At 66.5% G+C, this 22,532-nt stretch carries 26 protein-coding genes; 17 read left to right on the forward strand and 9 right to left on the reverse strand.

Going from position 1 to position 22,532, the window contains the following annotated elements; translation table 11 throughout:
• Positions 1-25 precede the first annotated feature (25 nt).
• Complete coding sequence (gene parE, locus ACTJKY_RS07140) at positions 26-2,002, reverse strand: DNA topoisomerase IV subunit B (protein WP_440845042.1); 1,977 nt, start codon at positions 2,000-2,002, stop codon at positions 26-28.
• Positions 2,003-2,192: 190 nt separating this feature from the next.
• On the opposite strand from parE, the gene ACTJKY_RS07145 reads away from it, so the two are divergent.
• A complete protein-coding gene (locus tag ACTJKY_RS07145) occupies positions 2,193-3,881 on the forward strand; it encodes an SPASM domain-containing protein (protein WP_440845043.1) in 1,689 nt (562 codons plus the stop codon).
• 77 nt (positions 3,882-3,958) lie between these two features.
• Here ACTJKY_RS07145 and ACTJKY_RS07150 read toward each other — a convergent pair whose 3' ends face one another.
• The gene (locus ACTJKY_RS07150; protein WP_440845044.1) at positions 3,959-4,699 is read right to left on the reverse strand and encodes a GcrA family cell cycle regulator; all 741 of its coding nucleotides are present in this window, start codon (positions 4,697-4,699) and stop codon (positions 3,959-3,961) included.
• Between the two features lie 52 nt (positions 4,700-4,751).
• On the opposite strand from ACTJKY_RS07150, the gene ACTJKY_RS07155 reads away from it, so the two are divergent.
• From ACTJKY_RS07155 to argF, 4 genes are all read left to right on the forward strand, one after another.
• Positions 4,752-5,591 carry an ABC transporter permease gene (locus ACTJKY_RS07155; protein WP_440845045.1) on the forward strand — a complete coding sequence of 280 codons (840 nt, stop codon included), beginning with the start codon at positions 4,752-4,754 and terminating at the stop codon, positions 5,589-5,591.
• A gap of 91 nt (positions 5,592-5,682) precedes the next feature.
• Positions 5,683-7,116, forward strand: a complete 1,434-nt coding sequence (locus ACTJKY_RS07160) for a patatin-like phospholipase family protein (protein WP_440845046.1) — start codon at positions 5,683-5,685, stop codon at positions 7,114-7,116.
• Positions 7,117-7,246: 130 nt separating this feature from the next.
• Complete coding sequence (locus ACTJKY_RS07165; RefSeq protein ID WP_440845047.1) at positions 7,247-8,437, forward strand: aspartate aminotransferase family protein; 1,191 nt, start codon at positions 7,247-7,249, stop codon at positions 8,435-8,437.
• A 231-nt stretch (positions 8,438-8,668) separates the two neighbouring features.
• Positions 8,669-9,583 (forward strand): ornithine carbamoyltransferase, encoded by a 915-nt coding sequence (gene argF, locus ACTJKY_RS07170; RefSeq protein ID WP_440845048.1) that lies wholly within the window; start codon positions 8,669-8,671, stop codon positions 9,581-9,583.
• A gap of 143 nt (positions 9,584-9,726) precedes the next feature.
• On the opposite strand, the gene ACTJKY_RS07175 is transcribed toward argF, so the two are convergent.
• Positions 9,727-10,524 (reverse strand): hypothetical protein, encoded by a 798-nt coding sequence (locus ACTJKY_RS07175; RefSeq protein WP_440845049.1) that lies wholly within the window; start codon positions 10,522-10,524, stop codon positions 9,727-9,729.
• A 331-nt stretch (positions 10,525-10,855) separates the two neighbouring features.
• Here ACTJKY_RS07175 and ACTJKY_RS07180 point away from each other — a divergent pair, with 331 nt between their 5' ends.
• The 8 genes from ACTJKY_RS07180 (at position 10,856) to queE (ending at position 15,024) form a co-directional block, all read left to right on the forward strand.
• Positions 10,856-11,062: a cold-shock protein gene (locus tag ACTJKY_RS07180; RefSeq protein ID WP_093294641.1), complete on the forward strand. Its 207-nt coding sequence runs from the start codon at positions 10,856-10,858 to the stop codon at positions 11,060-11,062.
• Positions 11,063-11,151: 89 nt separating this feature from the next.
• The gene (locus ACTJKY_RS07185; protein ID WP_440845050.1) at positions 11,152-11,370 is read left to right on the forward strand and encodes a hypothetical protein; all 219 of its coding nucleotides are present in this window, start codon (positions 11,152-11,154) and stop codon (positions 11,368-11,370) included.
• 4 nt (positions 11,371-11,374) lie between these two features.
• The gene (locus ACTJKY_RS07190; RefSeq protein WP_440845051.1) at positions 11,375-11,716 is read left to right on the forward strand and encodes a DUF6481 family protein; all 342 of its coding nucleotides are present in this window, start codon (positions 11,375-11,377) and stop codon (positions 11,714-11,716) included.
• Between the two features lie 48 nt (positions 11,717-11,764).
• Positions 11,765-11,893 (forward strand): hypothetical protein, encoded by a 129-nt coding sequence (locus tag ACTJKY_RS07195; protein ID WP_277600124.1) that lies wholly within the window; start codon positions 11,765-11,767, stop codon positions 11,891-11,893.
• Positions 11,894-12,125: 232 nt separating this feature from the next.
• Positions 12,126-13,052: an Hsp33 family molecular chaperone HslO gene (locus tag ACTJKY_RS07200; RefSeq protein ID WP_440845052.1), complete on the forward strand. Its 927-nt coding sequence runs from the start codon at positions 12,126-12,128 to the stop codon at positions 13,050-13,052.
• A gap of 80 nt (positions 13,053-13,132) precedes the next feature.
• Positions 13,133-13,555, forward strand: a complete 423-nt coding sequence (locus ACTJKY_RS07205; protein WP_440845053.1) for a DUF3617 family protein — start codon at positions 13,133-13,135, stop codon at positions 13,553-13,555.
• Between the two features lie 147 nt (positions 13,556-13,702).
• Complete coding sequence (queC, locus tag ACTJKY_RS07210; protein WP_315383801.1) at positions 13,703-14,395, forward strand: 7-cyano-7-deazaguanine synthase QueC; 693 nt, start codon at positions 13,703-13,705, stop codon at positions 14,393-14,395.
• Positions 14,392-15,024 (forward strand): 7-carboxy-7-deazaguanine synthase, encoded by a 633-nt coding sequence (queE, locus tag ACTJKY_RS07215; protein WP_440845054.1) that lies wholly within the window; start codon positions 14,392-14,394, stop codon positions 15,022-15,024. Before queC ends, queE begins: the two co-directional genes overlap by 4 nt.
• Positions 15,025-15,085: 61 nt before the next feature.
• Here the strand turns inward: queE and ACTJKY_RS07220 are convergent, their stop codons facing one another.
• From ACTJKY_RS07220 to lipB, 3 genes are all read right to left on the reverse strand, one after another.
• On the reverse strand, positions 15,086-15,736 hold the full coding sequence (locus ACTJKY_RS07220; RefSeq protein ID WP_440845055.1) for a hypothetical protein: 651 nt from the start codon (positions 15,734-15,736) through the stop codon (positions 15,086-15,088).
• Between the two features lie 204 nt (positions 15,737-15,940).
• The gene (locus ACTJKY_RS07225) at positions 15,941-16,168 is read right to left on the reverse strand and encodes a hypothetical protein (RefSeq protein WP_440845057.1); all 228 of its coding nucleotides are present in this window, start codon (positions 16,166-16,168) and stop codon (positions 15,941-15,943) included.
• 104 nt (positions 16,169-16,272) lie between these two features.
• Entirely contained in the window at positions 16,273-16,917 is a 645-nt protein-coding gene (lipB, locus tag ACTJKY_RS07230) for a lipoyl(octanoyl) transferase LipB (protein WP_440845058.1), read from the reverse strand.
• Positions 16,918-17,017: 100 nt separating this feature from the next.
• Between lipB and ACTJKY_RS07235 the strand changes: the two genes are divergently transcribed.
• Both ACTJKY_RS07235 and ACTJKY_RS07240 read left to right on the forward strand, forming a co-directional pair.
• On the forward strand, positions 17,018-17,842 hold the full coding sequence (locus ACTJKY_RS07235) for a hypothetical protein (protein WP_440845059.1): 825 nt from the start codon (positions 17,018-17,020) through the stop codon (positions 17,840-17,842).
• Complete coding sequence (locus ACTJKY_RS07240) at positions 17,839-18,582, forward strand: hypothetical protein (RefSeq protein WP_440845060.1); 744 nt, start codon at positions 17,839-17,841, stop codon at positions 18,580-18,582. The genes ACTJKY_RS07235 and ACTJKY_RS07240 overlap by 4 nt, the downstream gene beginning before the upstream one ends.
• Here ACTJKY_RS07240 and ACTJKY_RS07245 read toward each other — a convergent pair.
• Genes ACTJKY_RS07245 through ACTJKY_RS07255 form a run of 3 tightly spaced genes read right to left on the reverse strand, consistent with a single transcriptional unit; the run spans position 18,549 to position 20,432 of the window.
• Positions 18,549-19,145, reverse strand: coding sequence for a GNAT family N-acetyltransferase (locus ACTJKY_RS07245; protein ID WP_440845061.1), 597 nt, complete (start codon positions 19,143-19,145; stop codon positions 18,549-18,551). The genes ACTJKY_RS07240 and ACTJKY_RS07245 overlap by 34 nt on opposite strands.
• Before the next feature lie 4 nt (positions 19,146-19,149).
• The gene (gene hemF, locus ACTJKY_RS07250) at positions 19,150-19,992 is read right to left on the reverse strand and encodes an oxygen-dependent coproporphyrinogen oxidase (protein ID WP_440845062.1); all 843 of its coding nucleotides are present in this window, start codon (positions 19,990-19,992) and stop codon (positions 19,150-19,152) included.
• A complete protein-coding gene (locus tag ACTJKY_RS07255) occupies positions 19,989-20,432 on the reverse strand; it encodes a tRNA (cytidine(34)-2'-O)-methyltransferase (protein ID WP_440845244.1) in 444 nt (147 codons plus the stop codon). The genes hemF and ACTJKY_RS07255 overlap by 4 nt, the downstream gene beginning before the upstream one ends.
• 203 nt (positions 20,433-20,635) lie before the next feature.
• Here ACTJKY_RS07255 and petA point away from each other — a divergent pair, with 203 nt between their 5' ends.
• Both petA and ACTJKY_RS07265 read left to right on the forward strand, forming a co-directional pair.
• A complete protein-coding gene (gene petA / locus ACTJKY_RS07260) occupies positions 20,636-21,220 on the forward strand; it encodes a ubiquinol-cytochrome c reductase iron-sulfur subunit (RefSeq protein ID WP_440845063.1) in 585 nt (194 codons plus the stop codon).
• A gap of 12 nt (positions 21,221-21,232) precedes the next feature.
• The gene (locus ACTJKY_RS07265) at positions 21,233-22,522 is read left to right on the forward strand and encodes a cytochrome b (RefSeq protein WP_440845064.1); all 1,290 of its coding nucleotides are present in this window, start codon (positions 21,233-21,235) and stop codon (positions 22,520-22,522) included.
• The last annotated feature ends 10 nt before the right edge of the window (positions 22,523-22,532 follow it).

Here is a 22,532-nt window from a genome sequence, read left to right on the forward strand (position 1 = left end):
GCGGCGCGCAATGCGCCGATGCGCCTCAGGCGTCGATCACCTCTTCGTCGAGCCGCGCCGCATTTTCCTGGATGAACGCGAAGCGGTGGGCGGGGTTGTTGCCCATCAGCCGGTCGACCAGATCCTTCACCCCCGCGCGCTCCTCATATTCCTGGGGCAGCGTCACGCGCAGCATGCCGCGCGTCTTGGGGTCCATGGTGGTTTCCTTGAGCTGGTTCGGGTTCATCTCGCCGAGACCCTTGAACCGGCTGACTTCCACCTTCTTGCCCTTGAACGCCGTCTTCTCGATCTCGATGCGGTGCGCGTCGTCGCGGGCATAGAGGCTCTTGGAGCCGACGGTCAGCCGGTAGAGCGGCGGCTGGGCGAGGTAGAGATGCCCCTTGCGCACCAGATCCGGCATTTCCTGGAAGAAGAAGGTCATCAGCAGCGTCGCGATGTGGGCGCCGTCGACGTCTGCGTCGGTCATGATGATGACGCGCTCGTAGCGCAGATGGGCGGCGTCGCAGTCCTTGCGGGTGCCGCAGCCCAGCGCCTGGATCAGGTCGGCGATTTCCTGGTTGGCCAGGATCTTGGCCGAGGTGGCGCTGGCGACGTTGAGGATCTTGCCGCGGATCGGCAGGATCGCTTGCGTCTTGCGGTCGCGCGCCTGCTTGGCCGAGCCGCCGGCCGAATCGCCCTCGACGATGAACAGCTCGGTGCCCTCGGGGCTGTCGGTCGAACAGTCGGTGAGCTTGCCCGGCAGGCGCAGCTTGCGGCCGGTAGTGGCCGACTTGCGCTTGACCTCGCGCTCCTGCTTGCGGCGCAGGCGATCGTCCATCCGCTCCAGCACATAGCCGAGCAGCGCCTTGCCGCGTTCCATATTGTCGGTGAGATAATGGTCGAAATGGTCGCGCACCGCCTTTTCGACGAGCGCGGTCGCCTCGGGGCTGGTCAGGCGGTCCTTGGTCTGGCTCTGGAATTGCGGCTCACGGATGAACACCGAGAGCATCACCTCGGAGCCGGTGACGACGTCGTCGGGGCTGAGGTCCTTGGCCTTCTTGTTGTGTACCAGATCGGCGAAGCTGCGCAGGCTCCGCACCAGCGCCTGGCGCAGGCCCTGCTCATGGGTGCCGCCATCGGGCGTGGGGATGGTGTTGCAATACCAGCTGAAGCTGCCGTCGCTCCACAGCGGCCAGGCGACCGCCCATTCGACGCGGCCCTGCGAATCCGGAAACTCCTGGGTGCCCGCGAAGAAATCGGCGGTGGCGCATTCGCGCGTGCCGACCTGTTCCTTGAGGTGATCGGCGAGGCCGCCGGGGAACTGGAACACCGCCTCGGCCGGCGTATCGTCGGTGATCAGCGCGGGATCGCACTTCCAGCGAATCTCGACGCCGGCGAACAGATAGGCCTTGGAGCGGGCGAGCTTGTACAGCCGCGCGGGCTTGAACAGCATCTCGCCGAAAATCTCGGGATCGGGGGTGAAGGCGACGCTGGTACCGCGCCGGTTGGGCGTGCCGCCGAGCTTCTCCAGCGGGCCCAGCGTCTGGCCCTGGCTGAAGCGCTGGCGATAGAGCTGCTTGTCGCGCGCGACCTCGACCACCGTGTCCACCGACAGCGCATTGACCACCGAGATGCCGACGCCGTGCAGGCCGCCCGAGGTGGCATAGGCCTTGCCCGAGAATTTGCCGCCCGAGTGGAGCATCGAGAGAATCACCTCGAGTGCCGACTTGTCCGGGAATCGAGGGTGCGGATCGACCGGCATGCCGCGGCCATTGTCGACGATGGTGATGCGGTTGGGGGCGGAGAGCGTCACCTCGATGCGGTTGGCGTGGCCCGCGACCGCCTCGTCCATCGCATTGTCGAGCACTTCGGCGGCGAGATGGTGCAGCGCGCGCTCGTCGGTGCCGCCGATATACATGCCCGGCCGCCGCCGCACCGGCTCCAGCCCCTCGAGCACCTCGATCGACGAGGCGTCATAGGTGCCGGCGGGGACGGAGGGCGCAGCGAAGAGGTCTTCGGACATGCGGAACGTATAGGGGGTGCGGGGGGGCGCGCGCAAGGCGGGGAGCGTGCGTCGGAATGCGGTGCGGCTCGCGTCCAGGCGGTGCTGCTGCCCACCCGGCAAAGCCTGCCGTTAGTAGGAAAATATTGCCTATGTTTTCACCGTCGCATCCGCCGCTTCCTAAAATGAGGCAAGTATAGCGGAGAAACTCATGTCTTACTTGCCTGGCGGTACCGAACAGCAGCAAGAGCAGGCTGCCGCCACAGCCATTCAACCGAGCGAAAGCCGCTTTTATCCGGTCATCAGCAACCTGGTTGATCGACTTCAGGACGAACTGGACCATCCCGAAGTATGGCCACTGCTCGCCGATGCCTGCCAGTATGACGATGTCGCGGAGCTGCGCAGCCTCGTAGAGGTGCTGGAACCGGTGCAGGAGGGCGGCGTCCGCAAGGTCCTGAACGTGATCGGCGGCGTGCTGCACGCCTTGTCGGTCGGTCGCACCCGCGGGATTACCTTCCTGCGCGAGTTGCTGGCGCAGTCGCCGCACTGCGCGCTGACCGCCGGCGCGATTTTCTTCGTGGAGCGCTTCGGGACCGACAAGTCCGCCGATCTGTCGGCGCGATTTTGCGAAAAGCCGTTCGTCAAGTTCGAAACGCTGATGGACGGTGCGGTTGCACCGTGTTGTTCAATCTGGACACAGCAACGGCTCGGGCATCTCGAAGGGGAGACCTTCGAGGAGATCTGGAACAGCCCCAACGCTCAGGCAATGCGCGAAAGCATTCTCGACGGTTCCTATCGCTACTGTAACAAGCTTCGCTGCACCTATATCAACGAGGACACGCTGCCGCTGACGACTGACGTCGTCGATCCGCTTCTCCGCTCCGCGATTGATGAGCACCGTACGCATTTGGCCGAGCCGCCACGCTGGCTGTTCCTGGCGCACGACGTCACCTGCAATCTCGCCTGTCCGTCCTGCCGCGGCGGTATCGAGGTCGCGGACGAAGCGCAGGAACGCCGTTTCGAGATCATAGAACAGAAGGTGTTTCAGCCGATGCTGAACGCCGAAGGCCGCACCCGTATTTCGATCTCCGGCCAAGGCGATCCGTGGTCGAGTCCGCATTACCGCTCAATCCTGCGCTACCTTGCCGACAACGCGCTGGACGTGGAGTTGCACATCCACTCCAATGCGCTGCTCATGGGCGAGAAGCGCTGGGCGCAATATGAAGGTCTCGACCGCTATCGACCGCTGGTCGACGTATCGATCGATTCCTGCACGCCCTGGGTATATGACGTCGTTCGCCGGCCGGGCAAATGGGACAAGCTGCTCCCGAACCTCGAATTTATTGCAGCGAAGCGCGTAAAGGGGGAATTCTGCGAATTTCATCTCAACGCGACCATCCAGCTCGACAATTACCACGAGATGCCGGCCTTGGTGGCCTTGACCAAGCGGCTGTCGGCGGATTCGATGCGGATGTACATGATGCAGAACACCGGCGGCCATCTTGCACCGCACTTCACCCGCAAGAACGTCGGCGATCCGGGGCACGTCTTGTACACCGCGTTCCTCGAAACGCTTCGGCATCCGGCGCTGGGCGATCCGGTTGCGCATCTCTACGACGTCGCCAGCCTGCGGACGCTCGCATTCGAAACGGTGCTGCCATCGGACGCTTTGGGGACGGGCTATAGCCGGGAGGCACTGCGCGAGGCCATTCGCGACGCGGGCGCAGATCCCTCCCGCCGGGTAGCGCTCTGTGCGGCTGGCCGCATCCGCTTCCCGGAGGACATTGAATTGCTCCAGGTAGAGGCAGCAAGCCTGCGCGAACTGGGCTTCGAGCAGCAGGCCGGCTACCGCTTGGCCGAGGCGGCGGTGCTCGGCGGCGAGGCCATCGCCGCCGCCTGAGCCTTTCTGCTGAAAACGTGAAAAAAGGCGTGGCAACCGGGGTTGCCGCGCCTTTCGCGCTCAGGCTGCTGCGCCGCTCAGCGAGGGCGGGGCGTGCCGCCGAAGGGCATGGTCGGGGCCGGGCGACGGTCGCGGCGGGGCAGCTGCGCCTGATAGGCGTGGCCGCAATGCGCGACGCAATAGGGGAAGCCCGGGTTCACCTTGTCGCCGCAGAAGTGGAAGTCCGGCTCCCCCGGGTGACCGAGCGGCCATTTGCAGATCTTGTCGTTCAGATCGAGCAGCGTCGTCTTGCCCGCGATCGCCTCGCTCGGCTTGGCGGGGACGAGGCGGCGGGGCGGGGCGGGGGTGCTCGGCGGGGCCTGCTCGCCCGGATTCTGGCGGATGAAGCCGCCCGGGCCGACCGACCGGAGCACCGGCTGCGGCGCACGCGGCGCTGCGGGCTCGGCAGCCTCGGAGTCGCTGTCGAAATCGGCGTCGTCGACGGGCGCGGGTGCCGCAGGCGCGGGGGGCGCCGGGCGCGGTGCCGGTGCGGGCGCCGCCGCCTGGGGCCGCGGTGCTGCTGGCGCGGGCGCCGGCTTGGGTGCGGGTGCCGGCTTGGGCTCGGCCGGTGCTGCAGCAGCAGGTGCCGCCGCCGCCGCGGCCGCCTTGGCTTCGTTGGACTTCACCGGCGAGGGGCGCGAGGGCAGGCCGAGGCGATGGGCCTTGCCGATCACCGCGTTGCGCGACACGCCGCCCAGCTCCTCGGCGATCTGCGTCGCGGTCAGGCCGCTGTCCCACATCTTCTTCAGCGTTTCGATACGCTCGTCGGTCCAGCTCACTTCGGTTCCTTCGTCTTGCGGGCGGCAGCGTCAGCGGGTACGCGATCGCGTCATGAGCAGCCACCCCGAAATCGGTTCACAGCTTCCCGAGCCGGGCGTTCCGGTGATTCGCAACGTCAACTGGGGAGGCTTGCGCACCCTCTATATCAAGGAGGTGCGCCGTTTCTTCAAGGTGCAGCTCCAGACGGTGTGGGCACCGGCCGTCACCACCTTGCTATATCTGGTGATCTTCACGGTCGCGCTGGGGGGCGGCGGGCGGACCGTGACACTCGACGGTGTCCCGATTCACTACGCCGATTTCATCGCCCCCGGCCTGATCGTGATGGGCATGCTGCAGAATGCCTTCGCCAATGCCAGCTTCTCGCTGCTGGTTGGAAAGATTCAGGGGACGATCGTCGACTATCTGATGCCGCCGCTCTCCACCGGCGAGATGCTGGCGGCGCTGGCCGGCGGATCGGTGACGCGGGCCTTCTGCGTCGGCGGCACGGTGTGGCTGGCGATGGCGCTGTGGGGCGTCCACGTCTTCCCGGCGCACCTGTGGGCGGTGCTGTGGTTCGGCTTCCTCGGCTCGCTGTTCCTCGCGCTGATGGGCGTGCTGACTTCGATCTGGGCGGAGAAGTTCGATCATGCCGCGGCGATCACCAACTTCGTCGTGGCGCCGCTGTCGCTGCTCTCGGGCACCTTCTATTCGGTCGAGAACCTGTCGCCGGTGTTCCGCGCGATCAGCCATGCCAACCCGTTCTTCTACATCATCTCGGGCTTCCGCTACGGCTTCCTCGGCGTCGCCGATTCGCCCATCCTGCTCGGCACCGGGGTGATCCTGGGGCTCGATGTGGTGCTGGGGCTGTTCTGCTACGGGCTGCTGCGCCGCGGATGGAAGATCAAGAGCTGAGCGACACCGTTACGAAAAACCAACGAATCGACGCATAAGGCGCATCGGGAAAGATCCCGCCGGGGGGCGGGCTCGATGCGAGGGGATATTGATGCGCATGGTTCGTTCGCTGCTGCTGCTGTTCGCGGCTGCGGGATCGTTGCTGGCCGGCTGCAGCCAGCCGCGGCCCAAGCCGATTGCCGGCTGCAACTACAAGGTCATCCCGCTCACCGTCGGCCCGAAGTGGAAGCAGCCGTGGCGCGGGGCCGATGCCACCGCCGCGGCCGTGCTCGAACAGGCCGAGGATCCCGAAGCGGCGGCGCTGGGCCGGGCGCTGCAGGCGCGCCGCCTGCTCAAGGCGGGAGTACGGCGCGTGGCGAGCGAGGGCGGGCCGCGCGACCAGTTCCTTGCGCTCAGCGGCGGCGGCCAGCACGGCGCGTTCGGCGCGGGCTTCTTCTACGGCATGCAGGCTGCGGCGCGGGCGAAGCAGGAGTCGCTGCCGACCTGGGACATCGTTACCGGCGTCAGCACCGGCTCGCTGCAGAGCACCTTGCTGTTCCTCGCCAACCAGCCGGTGCCGAGCGACCGCAGCTACGGCTGGGTGGACGGGCCGATGTCCGGCAAGGACGGGGCCACCGGGCTGGTGGTGCCGCCGGGCGAATCCAATGTCGGCGATCTCGTGCTCGCCTATTCGATCGCCAAGGAAGCCGATCTGATGCGGGTCCGCCGGGGCGGGGCGGTAACGGGCGCGCTGCTCAAGGGATCGAGCGCCAGCTTCGCGCCGCTGCGTGACCGGCTGCTGCAGATCATGACGATCGGCACACTGCGCGCGGTCGGGCAGGAATGGGTGGCGAACAAGCGCCAGCTGTTCGTCGGCGTCAGCAATCTCGACGATGGGGACGGCTATGGCATCGACATGACCGAGCTGGCCTCGCGGACGCTGTCGACGAGCGCGGCGGGCGATCTCGCGCGCATCCAGGGCTGCTATGTCGATGCGCTGCTCGCCTCCGCCTCGGTGCCGCCGGGTGTGCCGCCGGTGACGCTGCAGACCGATCGCAGCACCAGCATGTACATGGACGGCGGCGCGCGCTTCGGCATGTTCCTGGAGCCGGTGCTGGCGGCGCGGCGCGCGGCGGGGGAGGACCGCCCGGCCGAGGTCACGCTGGTGGTCAACACCTCGATGGCCGCCGGGCCGTGGAGCGCCGACGGCGCGCCGATGCAGCGCTGGTCGGTGGTCAGCGCGGCGCTGCGCGCGGTCGATCTGATGGAGACGCAGGTCTATGTCTTCTCGGCCGCGGCGGTGGCGGATCTGGGGGTCGCGAAGGGCGGGCTGAACATGGCGGTGCTGAGCAATGGCGGCATCCCCGGCGGCGAACCGCCCGAGGCACATGCGTTCGACGGGAAGAGCTGCAGCCAGTGGCAGGCGATCGATGCCGCGGCCAAGCCGATCCAATTCTATCCCCGGTACATGGCGTGCACCGCGGATTACGGCCGTTCGCGCGGCACGATCGCGCAGTGGAACCACCGCGTGGCGGCACAGCCATAGGACGGGCATAAAGGCAGGTTGACCTGTGGCCCCAAGCGGCCCTAGATATGAGAGAGGGCGGCCCGGATAGGTCGCCCTTTTGCGTTTCTGGAGTTTTCCCAACCCTTTTTCGTCAAGGAGTATCGTTCCCATGACCATCACCCCGCTCATGCCCGTCTACCCGCGGTGCGGTGTGCGGCCGGTGCGAGGCGAGGGCTGCTACCTGATCGGAGAACGAGGGGAACGCTATCTCGATTTCGCCGCCGGTATCGCCGTCAACGCGCTGGGCCATGGCCACCCGCATCTGGTGAAGGCGATCGCCGACCAGGCGGCCACGCTGATGCACGTCTCGAACCTCTACGGCAGCCCCCAAGGCGAGGCGCTGGCCGAACGGATCCTGAAGCACAGCTTCGCCGATACGGTGTTCTTCACCAATTCGGGCGTCGAGGCGATCGAGTGCGCGATCAAGACCGCGCGCCGCTATCACTATGCCAATGGCAACCCGCAGCGGCACAAGCTGATCACCTTCAAGAACGCCTTCCACGGCCGTTCGCTGGGCGCGATCTCGGCGACCGACCAGGGCAAGATGCGCGACGGGTTCGAGCCGCTGCTGCCGGGCTTTGACTATGTGCCGTTCAACGATCTCGAAGGTGCGATCGCCAAGATCGACGGTGAGACCGCGGGCTTCCTGGTCGAGACGATCCAGGGCGAAGGCGGCATGACCGCCGGCCGGCCCGAGTTCATCCAGGGCCTCCGCAAGGCCGCGGACGAGCACGGCCTGCTGCTGATCCTCGACGAGATCCAGTGCGGCTATGGCCGTACCGGCAAGATGTGGGCCTATGAGCATTACGGCATCACGCCGGACATCATGACTTCGGCCAAGGGCATCGGCGCGGGCTTCCCGCTCGGCGCCTGCCTCGCGACCGAAGAGGCGGCAAAGGGCATGGTCGCCGGTACCCATGGCTCCACCTATGGCGGCAACCCGCTGGCGATGGCGGCGGGCATGGCGGTGCTCGACGTGATGGAGGAGCCCGGCTTCCTCGAGCATGTCACCCGCATGGGCGAGCGGCTCCGCCAGGCGTTCGAGCAGATGATCCCCAACCATGATCATTTGTTCGAGGAGATCCGGGGCAAGGGCCTGATGCTCGGCATCAAGATGAAGGACAGCGTGGTGAGCCGCGAATTTGTCGCCCATCTGCGCGACCATCACGGGCTGCTGACCGTGGCGGCGGGCGAGAATGTGTTCCGCGTGCTGCCGCCGCTGGTGATCGACGAGAGCCACATCGCCGAAGCCGTCGACAAGCTGAGCGCCGGCGCGCGCAGCTTCGCCCCGGCCAACTAAGCGTTTCCTCCCCCGCGGCAGCGGGGGAGGGCAACCCGCAGATCCTCCCCCGGAGGGGGAGGGGGACCGCCCGCAGGGCGGTGGAGGGGTGTCCCGGCCGGTGACGGCGGACCAGCTTCTCCAGCGGGGACACCCCTCCGTCAGGCCTGCGGCCTGCCACCTCCCCTTCCAGGGGAGGAATTGAAGACCGTTTTCCTCGCACCCGCCCTGCCGAATTGCGGAGCTACCAAGATGCGCCACTTTATCGATCTCACCGATGCCGGCCCCGACGCGATCGCGGCGATGCTCAACGACGCGATGGCCCGCAAGACCGCGCGCGCCGGCTGGCCCAAGGGCAAGCCGGATGCCGACGCGCCGCTCGCCGGCCACGTGCTCGCGATGATCTTCGAGAAGAACAGCACCCGCACCCGCGTGTCGTTCGATATGGCGATCCGCCAGCTCGGCGGCACCAGCATCGTGATGGACGCCGGCTCGATGCAGCTCGGCCGCGGCGAGAGCATCGCCGACACCGCGCGCGTGCTCTCGGGCTATGTCGACGCGATCATGATCCGCACCGACGATCACCAGAAGGTGCTCGACATGGCAAAGCACGCCAGCGTGCCGGTGATCAACGGCCTCACCGATGCCTCGCACCCCTGCCAGATCATGGCGGACCTGCTGACCATCCTCGAGAACGGCAAGGCGCTGCCCGGCCTGAAGGTCGCCTGGCTGGGCGACGGCAACAACGTGCTCGCCTCGATCATGGAAGCCGGCGGGCTGATGCAGTTCGACGTCGTCGCCGCCTGCCCGCAGGGCTATCAGCCGAGCGACGCCGACGTCGCCCGTGGGCGTGGCCGCGCCCGCGTGGTCGGTACCGCGCGCGAAGCGGTGGAAGGCGCCGACATCATCGTCACCGATACCTGGATCTCGATGGGCCAGGCCCATGCCGAGACCAAACTCAAGGCGATGATGCCCTTCCAGGTCGACGAGGCGCTGATGGCCGCGGCCAAGCCCGACGCCCGCTTCCTCCACTGCCTGCCCGCGCACCGCGGCGAGGAAGTGACCGATGCGGTGATCGACGGCCCGCAATCGCTGATCTGGCCCGAGGCCGAGAACCGGCTGCACGCGCAGAAGTCCGTCCTGCGCTGGTGCTTCGGGCAGCTTTGAAGCAAGCCTGATCCTCCCCCGCCAAGGGAGGTGTCAGGCGCAGCCTGACGGAGGGGGAGGAAGCACGGCGGCTGGTTGGTCGCTGACCTCCCCTTCCGTCGCGCGGTGCGCGCCACCTCCCCCTGGCGGGGGGGGGTGCTGGTTCAAATACCCGCCAGCGCGCTCACTGCGGCGACATCGGCCATCGGCAGCGCGCCGACCGCCTGCTCGACCGAGGCCAGCGCCTGCTCCCCCGATTGCTTGTCGCTGGCATCGCCGGGGCTGTCGTCGCGATGCTTGTGGTCCTTGCGGCGGAGTGCAGCCTTGAGCTCGCGGGCGAGCGCGCGGGCATCGTTCTTGAACTCGTCCTCGGCCTTGGCGCGCTCGGCATCGGCGGCGCGCTTGGCGTCGACCGACTGGGTCGCGCCCGCTGTCGCTGCTTCGGGCTTGGCCGCGTCGCCGTCGGCCGCCGCCTTGTCCTTCTCGGCGGTCTCGACAGCGGGCGTCGCTTCGCCGGCATCCGCGCCTTCCGCCTTGGTCTCGCCTGCCGGCGCCGCCCCGGCGGACGAAGCATCGCCCGAGTCCGTGCCGCCCAGCTCTGCGGGGCTGCCGCCGGCGCTGGTATAGCTCTTCACCGCCCCGGCCAGTTCGCGCGCGATCTGCGCGGCGGCGCGGGCCAGCTTCTTGGGGTCGCCCGCGTAGATCATTTTCAGCGCTTGGAGCCGCGCCTTCAGCTCCTTCACCTTCTGCGCCGCGCGCGCTTTCTGGTCGTCGTCCGTCTTGGTCTTGACCGCCTTGAGGGTTGCGACGGCGTCCTTCGCCTGCTGCAACTTGCGCGCGGCCATCTCCTCCTGCTTGGAAGAGACTGTATCGGCCGAGGCGCCGGTCGGGGCGCCGGCGCCGGTGCTGCGCGGCGGCGCCATCGACGCCAGGGCGGAGAAGGAGACGGCAGGGAGCTTCATCTTCCCTTCATAGAAGGAGATGCGCGCCGTGGTTCGCACGCAGCCGTTAAACTACGTAAATCTTCAAATATTGGCGCGCGCCGGATGTCGAGATGAACGGCGCAGCCGCCCGTATCCGCTCGAACTGCCAAATAATCGACGGGGTCCTGCAAAAAATGTGGTGCAGACCCTAACAATCCTTGTCGGGCACCCCATATGAATAGCGCTGACGTCGCATGCGACGGATATTGGGCCGCTTAGGCTCCTCCCTTTGTCCCTTTCTAGCCTCACCGAAGCCGGGATGCGCCGCTGTTGGCGCATGCCCGTCATGCCTGGGACAAAGGATGCCCATATGATCACCGGAACCGTAAAATTCTTCAATAACGACAAGGGCTATGGCTTTATCGCGCCGGAAACCGGCGGCGGCGACGCCTTCGTTCACATCTCGGCCGTCGAGCGCGCAGGCATGCACACGCTCGATAAGGACCAGCGCGTTTCCTACGAGCTGGAGACGGACCGTCGGGGCAAGACCTCGGCCGTCAATCTTCAGTCGGCCTGAAGCACCGCGGATCGGGCGGGCATGCACATGCTCGCCCGTTTCCATTTGGATCGAGCGGGAACCCCCTGCTTCAGGAAATGGAGGACGTCATGTCCAGAGCAATCAACGTCAGCGCCGCGAAAGAGCATGTCGTCGCGACCTGCGCCAAGCGCAGCATCGTCATCAGCGCGATCGAGACGCTGCAGTCCGGCGGCACGCGCGTTGTGATGAACAGCGCCGCCGATACGGCGATCATCGCCAAGGCCTATGGCCGCAAGGTGATCACCGGCGCCGTCGTTCGCGTGCCGACGCGTATGGGGAGTCTGTAAGACCATGGTAGCATACACAGCACCAGGATTTCAGGAGCGCGCGAGCGCGTCGGCTACGGCGAAGAGCCGGGCGCTGGCGATGCTGCGGGCAAGGCCCGTCGCCGATGCCGATGCCCTGGCAGCAGCCAAGGAGCGTCGTCTGGCGGCCGAAATGGCCAACGCCGAAAAGCGCGCAGCGGCCCTCGCCGAGCGCGAGGCCCTCGCTGCTGCCAAGCGCGAGAGCAAGGCGGAAGCGATCCGCGCGCTAGAAGCCGCGGCCGCCGTCCCGGCACCCACCGAGGCGGATCGCAAGGCGGCACGCGATGCGCGCTACGCAGCCCGCAAGGCCAACAAGCGCGCCCGCTGATCCGATCGCGGCCCTAGGGTCGCGACGGCGCAAGCCACAGGAGTAGCTATGGCCAAGAGCCAGAAGAAGTCGAACAAGGAAGCGCGCAAGCCGAAGGCCGAAAAGGCACCGAAGCAGAACGCGTCCAATCCCAGCACCAAGGGCAAGCCGGTCGAGATGACCACGCTGAAGTCCTGACGAACAGGGGAGCGCGCAGGCGTTCCCCTTGTCGTATCCAGCGATGCGCGCAACCCTTTGCTGCGCGTCGCCCGCGCGCGGCCTCGCTGCGGCGACGGCCTGCCGGCACGGCCCACATTGTTTCCGGCCGCCAAACCCCTATTTACACCTCCGAACCCAGAAAATGCGTTCGTCGGAACGCGCGGAGTCACCCGGACTTCTCGCGGCCGCAAACGAATGCCGGAGACGTATCGTGACTCACCCCGTTCCCGCCGCCGATCTCGATCGCGTGACCGGCTTTGCCATCCCAGAGCGCCATGTCCGCGGCCGCGTCACGCGGCTGGGGCCGGTGCTGAACGAGATCCTCTCGGCCCACGCCTATCCCGCGCCGATCGAGAAGCTGCTGGCCGAGGCGCTGACCCTCACCGCGCTACTCGGCAGCACGCTCAAGGATGCCGAGGGGCAGATGACGCTGCAGGCGCAGACCCAGCGCGGCATCGTCAGCCTGATGGTGTGCGACTACAAGAATGGCGAGCTGCGCGGCTATGTGCAGTTCGATGCCACGCGGCTGAGCCGGCTCGGCAAGAACCCGTCGCTCAGCGCGCTGTTCAACGGCGGCTATCTGGCGGTGACCTTCGACCAGGCGCTCACCAACGAACGCTATCAGGGCATCGTCCCGCTGGAAGGCACCTCGATCGCCGAGGCGGCACAAAGCTACTTCCTTCAGTCCGAACAGATCCCGACGCTGGTGCGCCTGGGCGTGCACAAGGACAAGGAAACCGGCAAGATCGTCGCCGGCGGCCTGTTCCTCCAGCATCTGCCCGAAGGCGAGGTGGGGCGCGAGCGGCTGCACGTGCGGCTCGACCATCCCGAATGGCAGCATGTCGAGGCGCTGGGCGGCACGATGGGCGCCGACGAACTGGCCGATCCGGCGATTTCGCTGGAAGGGCTGGTGTGGCGCCTGTTCAACGAGGAGAGCGAGGTGCGCATGCTCGCCGGGCATGATCTGTCGCGCGGCTGCCGCTGCGGGGCGGACTATATCCAGCAGGTGCTCGCCAAATTCCCCGAGGAAGAGCGCGCGGCGATGGCCGACGACGGCGGCGTGATCAAGGTCGACTGCGCCTTCTGCTCCAAGCAGTTCCCGGTGGCGCTCGCCGATTTCGTTCCGCCGTCGTTGTAAAGCCGTAATCCTCCTATGATATGGCAATCGGTGGACGGTGCCGCGGGAGCGGTGACGTCCCCGAACGGGAGTTGAAACGGGTGAACAAACGCGTGGTGTGGATGGCGGTGGCCGGGTTGGCGCTGGTGACGACGGGTGCGTCGGCCCAGCAGCGGCCGGGGGCCGGGGCGACGGCGCGGCCGGTGGACGTGCCGGCTATCAACCTCATCCAGAAAGGCAAATGGGCGGTGCGCGATAGCGAGGGTAGCGAGCGCGTGATGTGCGTGCGCGATCCGTATCAGATTCTCCGCCCCGAAAAGGTCACCACGCCGTGCCAGAATGTGGTGATGGAAAGCGCTGCCAGCCGCGCGACGGTGCGCAGCGTCTGCACCGGCCATGGCACGATGCTCACCCGCATCACTACCGACACGCCGCGCCAGGTGACCGTGGAGATGCAGGGCGTGATCGACGGCCAGCCCTTTGCGGAAACCTATGACGCCAAGCGTATCGGGGACTGTTCCTGATCGGCTTGGTTACCATTCGTTAACCGGTTGCGGATAGAAAGATGAGGTCCCCAGGGAGGTGTCTCTCCCTGGTTTGGTTTTCCCATTTCTATCCTTTCCGGCCGTCCCTTCGGGGGCGGCCATTTTTTTGCCGGCGAAAGCGCCTACATGCCGCCGATGACTCAAAGCATTGCCATCGCCCTGGTATCGGGCGGACTCGATTCCATGGTCTCCGCCGCGCGTGCCCGCGAGGACGGCCACCGCCTGCTCGCCCTGTCGATCGACTATAACCAGCGCCACAAGGTCGAGCTGGAAGCCGCTGCCAAGATCGCCGCGCTGCTCGGCGCCGAGCGCCATGTCGTGCTGCCGCTGGACCTGCGCGCGTTCGGCGGTTCGGCGCTCACCGCCGATATCGACGTGCCCAAAACCGGTGTCGGCAGCGACATCCCGGTCACCTATGTGCCGGCGCGCAACACGATCTTCCTCAGCCTCGCGCTCGGCTGGGCCGAGGCGGCGGGGGCGCGCGACCTGTATATCGGCGTCAACGCGCTCGACTATTCGGGCTATCCGGACTGCCGGCCCGAATTCATCGCCGGCTTCGAGAAACTGGCCGAGCTGGCGACCAAGGCGGGCGTGGAGGGCGAGCCCTTCCGCATCCAGGCGCCGCTCCAGAACATGAGCAAGGCCGATATCGTTCGCGAGGCGGCGCGGCTGGGGCTCGATGCCGGGCTCAGCTGGTCCTGCTACGATCCGACGCCCGAGGGGCTGCACTGCGGGCTGTGCGACAGTTGCCGGCTGCGCTCGCGCGGGTTCGAGGAAGCCGGGCTGCCCGATCCGACCCGCTACGCCACCCACCCATGAGCTATGCCGTCAAGGAGATGTTCCTCACCCTGCAGGGAGAGGGCGTCAATGCCGGCGCGCGGGCGGTGTTCGTCCGCTTCGCCGGCTGCAACCTCTGGTCCGGCCGCGAGGAGGATCGCGCGACGGCGGTGTGCCGCTTCTGCGACACCGATTTCGTCGGGATCGATGGGCTTGGCGGCGGGCGCTTCGCGGATGCCGGGGCGCTGGTGTCGGCAGTCGAGGGCCATTGGGGACCCGGCCACGACAAGCGCTTCGTGGTGCTGACCGGTGGGGAGCCGATGCTCCAGATCGACGATGCGCTGGTCGAGGCGCTGCATGCCCGCGGCTTCCGCATCGCGATCGAGAGCAACGGCACGCTGCCGGTGCATCCCGGCATCGACTGGGTGTGCATCAGCCCCAAGGCCGGTAGCGAAGTCGTCCAGCGACGCGGCGACGAGCTCAAGCTGGTCTGGCCGCAGGCGGGTACCGACCTGGAGGCGATCGAAGGCTGGGACTTCGCCCATTTCCTGATCCAGCCGATGGACAGCGCCGAGGCGGAGGCGAACACCCGCGCCGCGATCGCGGTGGCGATGGAGCGGCCGCGCTGGCGGCTCACCCTCCAGACGCACAAGCTGCTCGGCCTGCGCTGAGCAAAAAAGAAGGGGTGGCGCGGCGGCCACCCCTCGTCATTTAAATCCGTTGAGGATTGATTCAGCCCAAGGAACCGCATTTGCGGGCCTGATACTCGCCCTTGCGCCAACATTTCTCGTTGCCGAACTGCGGCAGCGGGCGCAGGACCGGCCAGACGAAGACCACGCGGCGGGTGCGGAAATGCTGCTCGCCCCAAGCCTTGAGGCTCTCGCGCAGCTCGCGCATCCGCTTCACCGCCACGTCGCCCACGGTGCCGCGCGGCGCGAACACCACGTCTTGGCCGATTGAGGCAGTCGTCTGGCAGAAAGACAGCTGTCCGGAGACAGTCGAAAAGCTCGAATAGACGCGGGTTGAAAACACGTCGAGCGCGTTCTGTGCGGCCTTTTTCGTCTTCGTCGTTTTTAGGAAATATTTCTCAAGCGTATCATATGCTTTATTGAACTCTTCCTCGTGATCTTTGCGGGCTGCGACATAGTTGTCGTCCGCAAGCAGCGTCGGCTCGAACTTGCATTGCAGTGCAGCAACGTTGAGCGCGGCGCGGAGGCTCCACACCAACGCCGCCCGATATTCCGCAGGCGTGGCGCCGGGCAGTGCCTGGGCGATCATGCCGGGCTCGGCGCCGGTTACGGGCGGACCGGACAGGTCCACCGGTTTGAAGAAGAATTGCGCCGAAGCAGGCGCCGAAACGCACATTGCCGCGAGGGCAGCCATGCCCAAAGTGATACGCCGACCGAGCATCCCATCCTCTTGATACCGCTATGAGAGATGTTCGTTAGGGCGTTTCGATTCGTCGCCCAAGCCCCTTTTTTCCAAACACGACGATCCGTGGGGTGCAGGGCGGGGCCGGCGCCGAAACGAGAAGGGCCGCCCGGTTGCCCGGGCGGCCCTTTCGTAACGTACGCCGAAGCGCGATGATTACATCGCGTTCGAAGCGTTCATCGTGCCGTTGTCGACCATCGCGCCGTTGTCAGCCGGAGCAGCGACGTCAACGTTGGTGACCGAAGCGTCGGTGGTGTTTTCCGGAGCCACGACTTCGGTGGTGTTGTTGACGTTGGTCTCGGTGTTGCTGCTGCAAGCCGAAGCCAGGAGGGCCGCGCCGGCGATCATCGAGCCAGCAACGATCTTCGAAAGGACTGCACGCATGTAATAGCTCCCTAGATAATGGATTTGGACGACGCTTGTGCGCCGTTAATACCCAAACCGTGCTGGACATTAGACGGTTCGGGGGACACCCTCAAGACTCGAATTTATCCCGCGCGATCCAGAGCGTCCAAAAATGGCAAAAATGTGGCCTGTAGGGCCTGATCGAAGCGGTCCGTCGCAATCGGTTTGCCCAGTTTGGCGGCGCTGGTGACCGGGAATTCGGCGATTCCGCAGGGTACGATGCCGGTAAAGTGGGTCAGATCGGGATCGAGGTTGATCGCGAATCCGTGCAGGGTCACCCACTGGCGGATTCGCACGCCGATCGCCCCGATCTTTGCCTCCACCCCGCGATCGAGCGTCCAGATGCCGATCCGCCCGGGCGCGCGGAACGCCTCGATGTCGCATTCGCCGAGCGCCGCGATTACCCATCCTTCGATCGCATGGACATAGTTGCGCACGTCGCGCAGCCGCTCGCGCAGATCGAGCACGACATAGCCGATGCGCTGGCCGGGGCCGTGATAGGTGTAGCGGCCGCCGCGTCCGGTGCGGTGGACCGGGAAGCGCGGATCCAGCATCTCGGCGGGATCGGCGCTGGTGCCGGCGGTGTAGACGGGCGGATGCTCGAGCAGCCAGACCAGTTCCGGCGCCGTGTGCGCGGTTACGGCGGCGGCGCGCGCCTCCATTGCGGCATGGGCTTCGGCATAGTCGATCGGCCGGGGCTCGACCCGCCATTCGATGGTTTCGTGCATGATCGCCGCCGCTTGCGCCCTTCCGTGCCCCAAGGCAAGCATTGGCAAGGCGGTGCCCCCCGGCTAACACCCCGGGTCCCTCACGCAAGGACTTCGCCGCATGGCAAAAATGAGCATCGTCTGGGATCGAACGACGGCGTTCGTCGGGGAGCATCTCGGCGCGCTGGTGCCGCTGGCGCTGGCGGCGTTCGTCGTGCCGAGCGTGCTCAGCAGCTGCGCCTCCGCCGCAGCCGTGACGGCGAGCCCGGGCGTGCGCCTCTCGGCCGGGGCGCTGGCCGTCCTGCTGTCGATCCTCTCCTTCTGGGGCTCGCTCACCGTGATCGCGCTGGCGACCGGCGCGGGGAGCCTGGCGGATGCGGGGCGGGTGGCGGCGCGGCGCTTGCCGGCGGCGCTGCTTGTCGCGATCGTGATCGGTATTGCCGCGGCGATTGCCACGCTGCCCGTGCCGCTGATCCTCGCCGCGCGTGGCTATAACGTGTTGGCGATCGCCGCGGGGCAGGGGGCGAACATCGTCGTCGACCCGCAGACCTCGAGCATGGTCGCGCTATGGGGGCTGGTGCTGATCCTTGCCTTCTTTTTCCTGTTCACGCGGCTGTTGCTGGTCAGCACGGTGGTGCTGCGCGAGGGCGCGCTGTTCGGCGCGATCGGTCGTTCCTGGGCGCTCACCCGCGGGCATGGCTGGCGGATCTTCGGCCTGTTGCTGCTGTTCGCGCTGATCGGCGGGGTCGCGCAGCTCGCCGCGAAGCTGGTGTTCGGCAGCGTCTTTGCCCTGTTCTTCGGCAATGCGCCGGGCCTCACCACCGCGATGGTGCTCACCACCATCGTTACCGCCAGCGTGCAGGCCGTGGTGATGCTGCTGCTCGCGGCATTCCAGGGCCGGCTCTACGTCGCGCTGACGACGCGTGATTCGGTGTGGGCGGCATGACGCTGCGCCTGGCCGGCCTGTTCGCCGATGCAAAGACCCTCTGGCAGCGTGAGCGGACGCTGGTGCTGCCGGTCGCGGGGCTGTTCTTCCTGCTGCCGAGCCTCGGCATCCTGCTGCTGATGGTGCAGGGCGCACCCGATCTGGAGTCGCTTTCCGATCAGGCGGTGCTGCTCGCCTTCTACCAGAAGTTCGTCGAGGCCAATATCGTGCCGATCGCGCTGGCCTATCTGGCGGTCGATTACGGCATCCTGGCGCTGTTCAGCCTCTATCTGCGCGGGCAGGGGCAGACGCTGGGGCAAGTGATGAAGGCGGCGCTGCGGCGGCTGTTCCCGTTCCTGGTGCTGGAAGTGGCAGTGAGCATCGGCTTCCAGCTCGGCTTCTCGTTGTTTGTCGCGCCGGGGCTCTTCCTGTTCGCGCGAACCTGGCTGGCGGCGCCGGCCTATGCCGCCAAGCCCGAGGCGGGGCTGGGCGAGGCGTTCAAGCAGGGTTGGGTGCGCAGCAGCGGCCTTGCCGGGCTGCTCTTCCTGCTGGTCGCGGCGATGGTCTTTGCCGGGGGCATTGGCGCGATGGCGGTTGTAAGCGTCTTCACCGGGCTGCTCGCGACCGCGGCGGGCGGCGGCGCGGTGCCGGAGTTCCTCGGCTATCTACTGTTGTCGGTGATCGGCGCGGGCGTGTGGACGGCGCTGGTGATCCTGCGCGTCGCCGCCTATCGCGCGACCGAGCCGAGGCAGGGGATGTGAGGCGCCGCCTCCGCGGGTAGCGCGCCGAGCAGGCGCGGATCGGGAAAGGTCTCGATCGTGCGCTTGGTCGGCACGAAGCCGTGGCGGCGGTAGAAGCCGAGCGCGGCGGGGTGGTCCAGCGTGCAGGTGTGCACCCAGACGCGGGTCACGTCCTTGCGCCAGGCAAAGGCCAGCGCCTGCGCCATCAGCCAGCTGCCATGGCCCTTGCCGGTGATCTCCGGCACCAGTCCGACATAGGAAAGCTCGCAGGTGGCCTTGTCACGGAAATCGAGCTCCAGCATGCCGACCTCGACGCCCGCGCGATCCACCACCGCGTAGACCGCGACCTGCGGATCGTCGAGAATCGACCGCAGCCGCGCCTCGTCCATCACCAGCCGCGAGAACCACAGCCACGGCCCACCCACCCGGCGGAACAGCGCGCGATATTTCTCGCTCTCGGGTGCCGGCCAATGGACCAGCCGGAACGGAGAGGGCGGCACCGGCCCGGGCTTGGGCCGTTCGCACATCTCCAGCGTGGTGACGATGGTGGCGAGGTGGTCGTTCGCGACGGGCAGCAGGCCCATGGGGTCAGCTCCAGGCGGCCATCGGCGGCAGGCTCATCAGGATCGCGTCGACATTGCCGCCGGTCTTGAGGCCGAACAGCGTGCCGCGATCGTAGATCAGGTTGAACTCGGCATAGCGGCCGCGCCATTCGAGCTGGCGCTGGCGATCGGCATCGTCGAACGGCTGGTCCATCCGCCGCCGCACCAGCGCGGGGTAGATGTCGAGGAACGCGCGGCCGACATCCTGGGTAAAGGCGAAATCCGCCTCCCAATCGCCTTCGAGGTGATCGTAGAAGATGCCGCCCACGCCGCGATGCACCTTGCGGTGGGGGATGTAGAAATAGTCGTCGGCCCAAGCCTTGAAGCGCGGATAATAAGCAGGGTCGTGCGCGTCGCAGGCGGCCTGCAGCCGGGCGTGGAAGTCGGCAGTGTCTTCGTCGTAGGGCAAGGGCGGATTGAGATCGGCGCCGCCGCCGAACCAGCGCTTGGTGGTTGTTAGGAAGCGCGTGTTCATATGGACCGCGGGCACATGCGGATTGGCCATGTGCGCGACCAGGCTGATGCCGGTGGCGAAAAAGCTGGGGTCCTCGCCCGCGCCGTGGATAGTCTTGGCGAAATCGCCCTCGAAGGCGCCGCCGACGGTGGAGACGTTGACGCCCACCTTCTCGAACACGCGACCCTTCATCACCCCGCGCACGCCGCCGCCGCCGGGGGCGCCGCTCGCGTCGACGCGGTCCCAGGCGAGGTATTCGAACGACGCATCGGAGCCGGCCTCGCGTTCGATCGCCTCGAACTCGGCGCAGATCGAATCGCGCAGGCCTTCGAACCAGGTTCGGGCGCGCTGCTGCTGTTCGTCGAGCTCAATCACTGCGGGAATCCCTCCGTCTGGCGTAGCGCCTCGGCCAGCCCGATGCCCGTTGCGACGGCGAGGTTCAAGGAGCGGAGTTCGGGTCGGAGCGGTATCCGCACTGTAGTATCGGCGCGGTCGTGCACGAAATCGGGTACGCCGCTGCTCTCGGCGCCGAACAGCAGCGTGTCGCCGGGCGCGAACCGCGCCTCGGGCAGGCGCGTGCCGCCGCGGGTGGTGAACAGCACCAGCCGGCCGGGGATTCGCGCCGCGAACGCGCTCCAGTCGGCATGACGGACCGTATCGGGTTCATAGTCCATCGCCGCGCGCTTGCGGGCGCGATCGCCCCAGGGAAAACCCATAGGTTCGATCAGGTCCACCGCCACCCCCATGCATGCCGCCAGCCGCAAGATAGTGCCGACATTTCCAGCCATTTCAGGCTGGAACAACGCAACGCGAATTGTGGAAGGCGAAGTCATTTTGCAGTGCAACATTAAGGCCTTGCAGACGAGAAGATGAAAAACCCTGTTGGCAAAGCTGCAGTGTGCCGTCTATCAAACTTGTAACGCCACCGGAAATCCGGCCGGCACTGAGCTTCGTTTCGTCCGCGTTCCTCTCCGCGGTTTTTCGCGCGGAAGAGTTCCCGAAGTGCAAGGGCTAGAGCATGGCAACGTTTGAAGAAGGCGTTACTCCCGATCAGACCGTAGGCCCAGGCGGCGAAATCCTCGAGAATCCCCGCCGTCGCGATTATCTGCTGTACGCCGCCCCGGCCGTCGCGGCCGTTGGCGCAGGCGTGGTGGTGCTCCCGCTCGTCAATTCGATGAATCCGTCGGCCGACGTGCTGGCGCAGTCGACCACCGAGGTGAATCTCGCCGCGATCGAACCCGGCCAGGCGATCAAGGCCAGCTTCCGCAAGCAGCCGCTGTTCGTGCGCAACCTCACCCCGAAGGAAATCGCCGAGGCGGATGCGGTGCCGGTCTCGAGCCTGCGCGACCCGCAGACGCTCGACCAGCGCACCAAGGAAGGCCACAAGAACTGGCTGATCACGCTCGGCGTGTGCACCCATCTCGGCTGCGTGCCGCTGGGCGCGGGCGAGGGCGAGAATCGCGGACCGTTCGGCGGCTATTTCTGCCCGTGCCACGGCTCGGCCTATGATACCGCCGGCCGTATCCGCCAGGGGCCGGCACCGAAGAATCTCGAAGTACCAAAATATAATTTCACGTCCGACACGGTTGTCACAGTCGGGTGAGGAGAGACCTGGATGAGCTTTCCCTGGGCGCGCCATTACGAGCCGAAAAACCCGGTGATGAAATGGGTGGACGATCGGCTGCCGCTGCCGCGGTTCGTCTATAACGCGATCGGCGCCGGCTATCCGGTGCCGCGCAACCTGAATTACTTCTGGAATTTCGGCATCCTTGCCGGGCTTTCGCTAGTAATCCAGATCGTCACCGGCATCGTGCTGGCGATGCACTTTCACAGCTCGGCCGCCGGCGCCTTCGAATCGGTGAACGGCACGATCATGCGGGACGTGAACGCGGGCTGGTTCCTGCGCTTCGCCCACGCCAACGGCGCCAGCATGTTCTTCATCGTGGTGTACATCCACATCTTCCGCGGCCTGCACTACGGTTCGTACAAGGCGCCGCGCGAGATGGTGTGGCTGCTCGGTGTGGTGATCTTCCTGCTGATGATGGCCACCGCCTTCATGGGCTATGTGCTCCCCTGGGGGCAGATGAGCTTCTGGGGGGCGCAGGTGATCACCGGCTTCTTCTCGGCGATCCCGGTGGTCGGCGACTGGATCCGCGTGTGGCTGCTCGGCGGCTATGCGCCGGACGATGCGACGCTCAACCGCTTCTTCTCGCTCCACTATCTGCTGCCCTTCGTGATCGCGGGCGTGATCATCCTGCACATCTGGGCGCTGCACATCCCGGGTTCGAACAACCCGACCGGGGTGGAGGTGAAGGGCGAGCAGGACACGATCCCGTTCCACCCCTATTACACCGCCAAGGACGGGTTCGGGGTGGGCGTGTTCCTGATCCTGTTCTCGATCCTGATCTTCTTCTATCCGGATTATCTGGGCCACCCGGACAACTACATCGTCGCCAACCCGCTCTCGACCCCGGCGCATATCGTGCCCGAATGGTATTTCTGGCCCTTCTACGCGATCCTGCGTGCCTTCACCGCGGACTTCATCCTGCCGGCGAAGCTGTGGGGCGTGCTGGCGATGTTCGGCTCGATCCTGCTGCTGTTCTTCCTGCCCTGGCTCGATCGCTCGCCGGTGCGCTCGGCCAATTACCGGCCGATGTACCGCATCGCCTTCTGGGTGCTGGTCGCCGACGTGCTGATCCTCGGCTGGTGCGGCGGGTCTCCGGCGGAGGCGAAGTATGTGATCATCAGCCAGATCGCCGCTGCCTATTATTTCGCGCACTTCCTGATCATCGTGCCGATCATCTCGCGGATCGAGACGCCGCGCCCGCTGCCCAACTCGATCACCGAAGCGGTGCTCGGGAATGAAGGCGGATCGCGCATCACCGCCACCGCGGCGACGGCATAAGGGGGCCGGG

Origin of the sequence: Sphingomonas sp. 22176 (assembly GCF_052045505.1) — a bacterium.
GTDB lineage: Bacteria > Pseudomonadota > Alphaproteobacteria > Sphingomonadales > Sphingomonadaceae > Sphingomonas.

Excerpts from the sequence above, each read along its gene's own strand:
- ACTJKY_RS07245 (WP_440845061.1), bottom strand. The coding sequence starts at position 19,145 with ATGGGCCTGCTGCCCGTCGCGAACGACCACCTCGCCACCATCGTCACC.
- ACTJKY_RS07175 (WP_440845049.1), bottom strand. The coding sequence starts at position 10,524 with ATGAAGCTCCCTGCCGTCTCCTTCTCCGCCCTGGCGTCGATGGCGCCG.
- ACTJKY_RS07265 (WP_440845064.1), top strand. The coding sequence starts at position 21,233 with ATGAGCTTTCCCTGGGCGCGCCATTACGAGCCGAAAAACCCGGTGATG.
- argF (WP_440845048.1), top strand. The coding sequence starts at position 8,669 with ATGCGCCACTTTATCGATCTCACCGATGCCGGCCCCGACGCGATCGCG.
- queC (WP_315383801.1), top strand. The coding sequence starts at position 13,703 with ATGCCGCCGATGACTCAAAGCATTGCCATCGCCCTGGTATCGGGCGGA.
- ACTJKY_RS07235 (WP_440845059.1), top strand. The coding sequence starts at position 17,018 with ATGGCAAAAATGAGCATCGTCTGGGATCGAACGACGGCGTTCGTCGGG.
- ACTJKY_RS07240 (WP_440845060.1), top strand. The coding sequence starts at position 17,839 with ATGACGCTGCGCCTGGCCGGCCTGTTCGCCGATGCAAAGACCCTCTGG.
- ACTJKY_RS07185 (WP_440845050.1), top strand. The coding sequence starts at position 11,152 with ATGTCCAGAGCAATCAACGTCAGCGCCGCGAAAGAGCATGTCGTCGCG.
- ACTJKY_RS07225 (WP_440845057.1), bottom strand. The coding sequence starts at position 16,168 with ATGCGTGCAGTCCTTTCGAAGATCGTTGCTGGCTCGATGATCGCCGGC.
- ACTJKY_RS07190 (WP_440845051.1), top strand. The coding sequence starts at position 11,375 with ATGGTAGCATACACAGCACCAGGATTTCAGGAGCGCGCGAGCGCGTCG.
- ACTJKY_RS07145 (WP_440845043.1), top strand. The coding sequence starts at position 2,193 with ATGTCTTACTTGCCTGGCGGTACCGAACAGCAGCAAGAGCAGGCTGCC.
- ACTJKY_RS07165 (WP_440845047.1), top strand. The coding sequence starts at position 7,247 with ATGACCATCACCCCGCTCATGCCCGTCTACCCGCGGTGCGGTGTGCGG.
- ACTJKY_RS07195 (WP_277600124.1), top strand. The coding sequence starts at position 11,765 with ATGGCCAAGAGCCAGAAGAAGTCGAACAAGGAAGCGCGCAAGCCGAAG.
- ACTJKY_RS07220 (WP_440845055.1), bottom strand. The coding sequence starts at position 15,736 with ATGGCTGCCCTCGCGGCAATGTGCGTTTCGGCGCCTGCTTCGGCGCAA.
- queE (WP_440845054.1), top strand. The coding sequence starts at position 14,392 with ATGAGCTATGCCGTCAAGGAGATGTTCCTCACCCTGCAGGGAGAGGGC.
- petA (WP_440845063.1), top strand. The coding sequence starts at position 20,636 with ATGGCAACGTTTGAAGAAGGCGTTACTCCCGATCAGACCGTAGGCCCA.
- parE (WP_440845042.1), bottom strand. The coding sequence starts at position 2,002 with ATGTCCGAAGACCTCTTCGCTGCGCCCTCCGTCCCCGCCGGCACCTAT.
- ACTJKY_RS07160 (WP_440845046.1), top strand. The coding sequence starts at position 5,683 with ATGCGCATGGTTCGTTCGCTGCTGCTGCTGTTCGCGGCTGCGGGATCG.
- ACTJKY_RS07155 (WP_440845045.1), top strand. The coding sequence starts at position 4,752 with ATGAGCAGCCACCCCGAAATCGGTTCACAGCTTCCCGAGCCGGGCGTT.
- ACTJKY_RS07180 (WP_093294641.1), top strand. The coding sequence starts at position 10,856 with ATGATCACCGGAACCGTAAAATTCTTCAATAACGACAAGGGCTATGGC.
- lipB (WP_440845058.1), bottom strand. The coding sequence starts at position 16,917 with ATGCACGAAACCATCGAATGGCGGGTCGAGCCCCGGCCGATCGACTAT.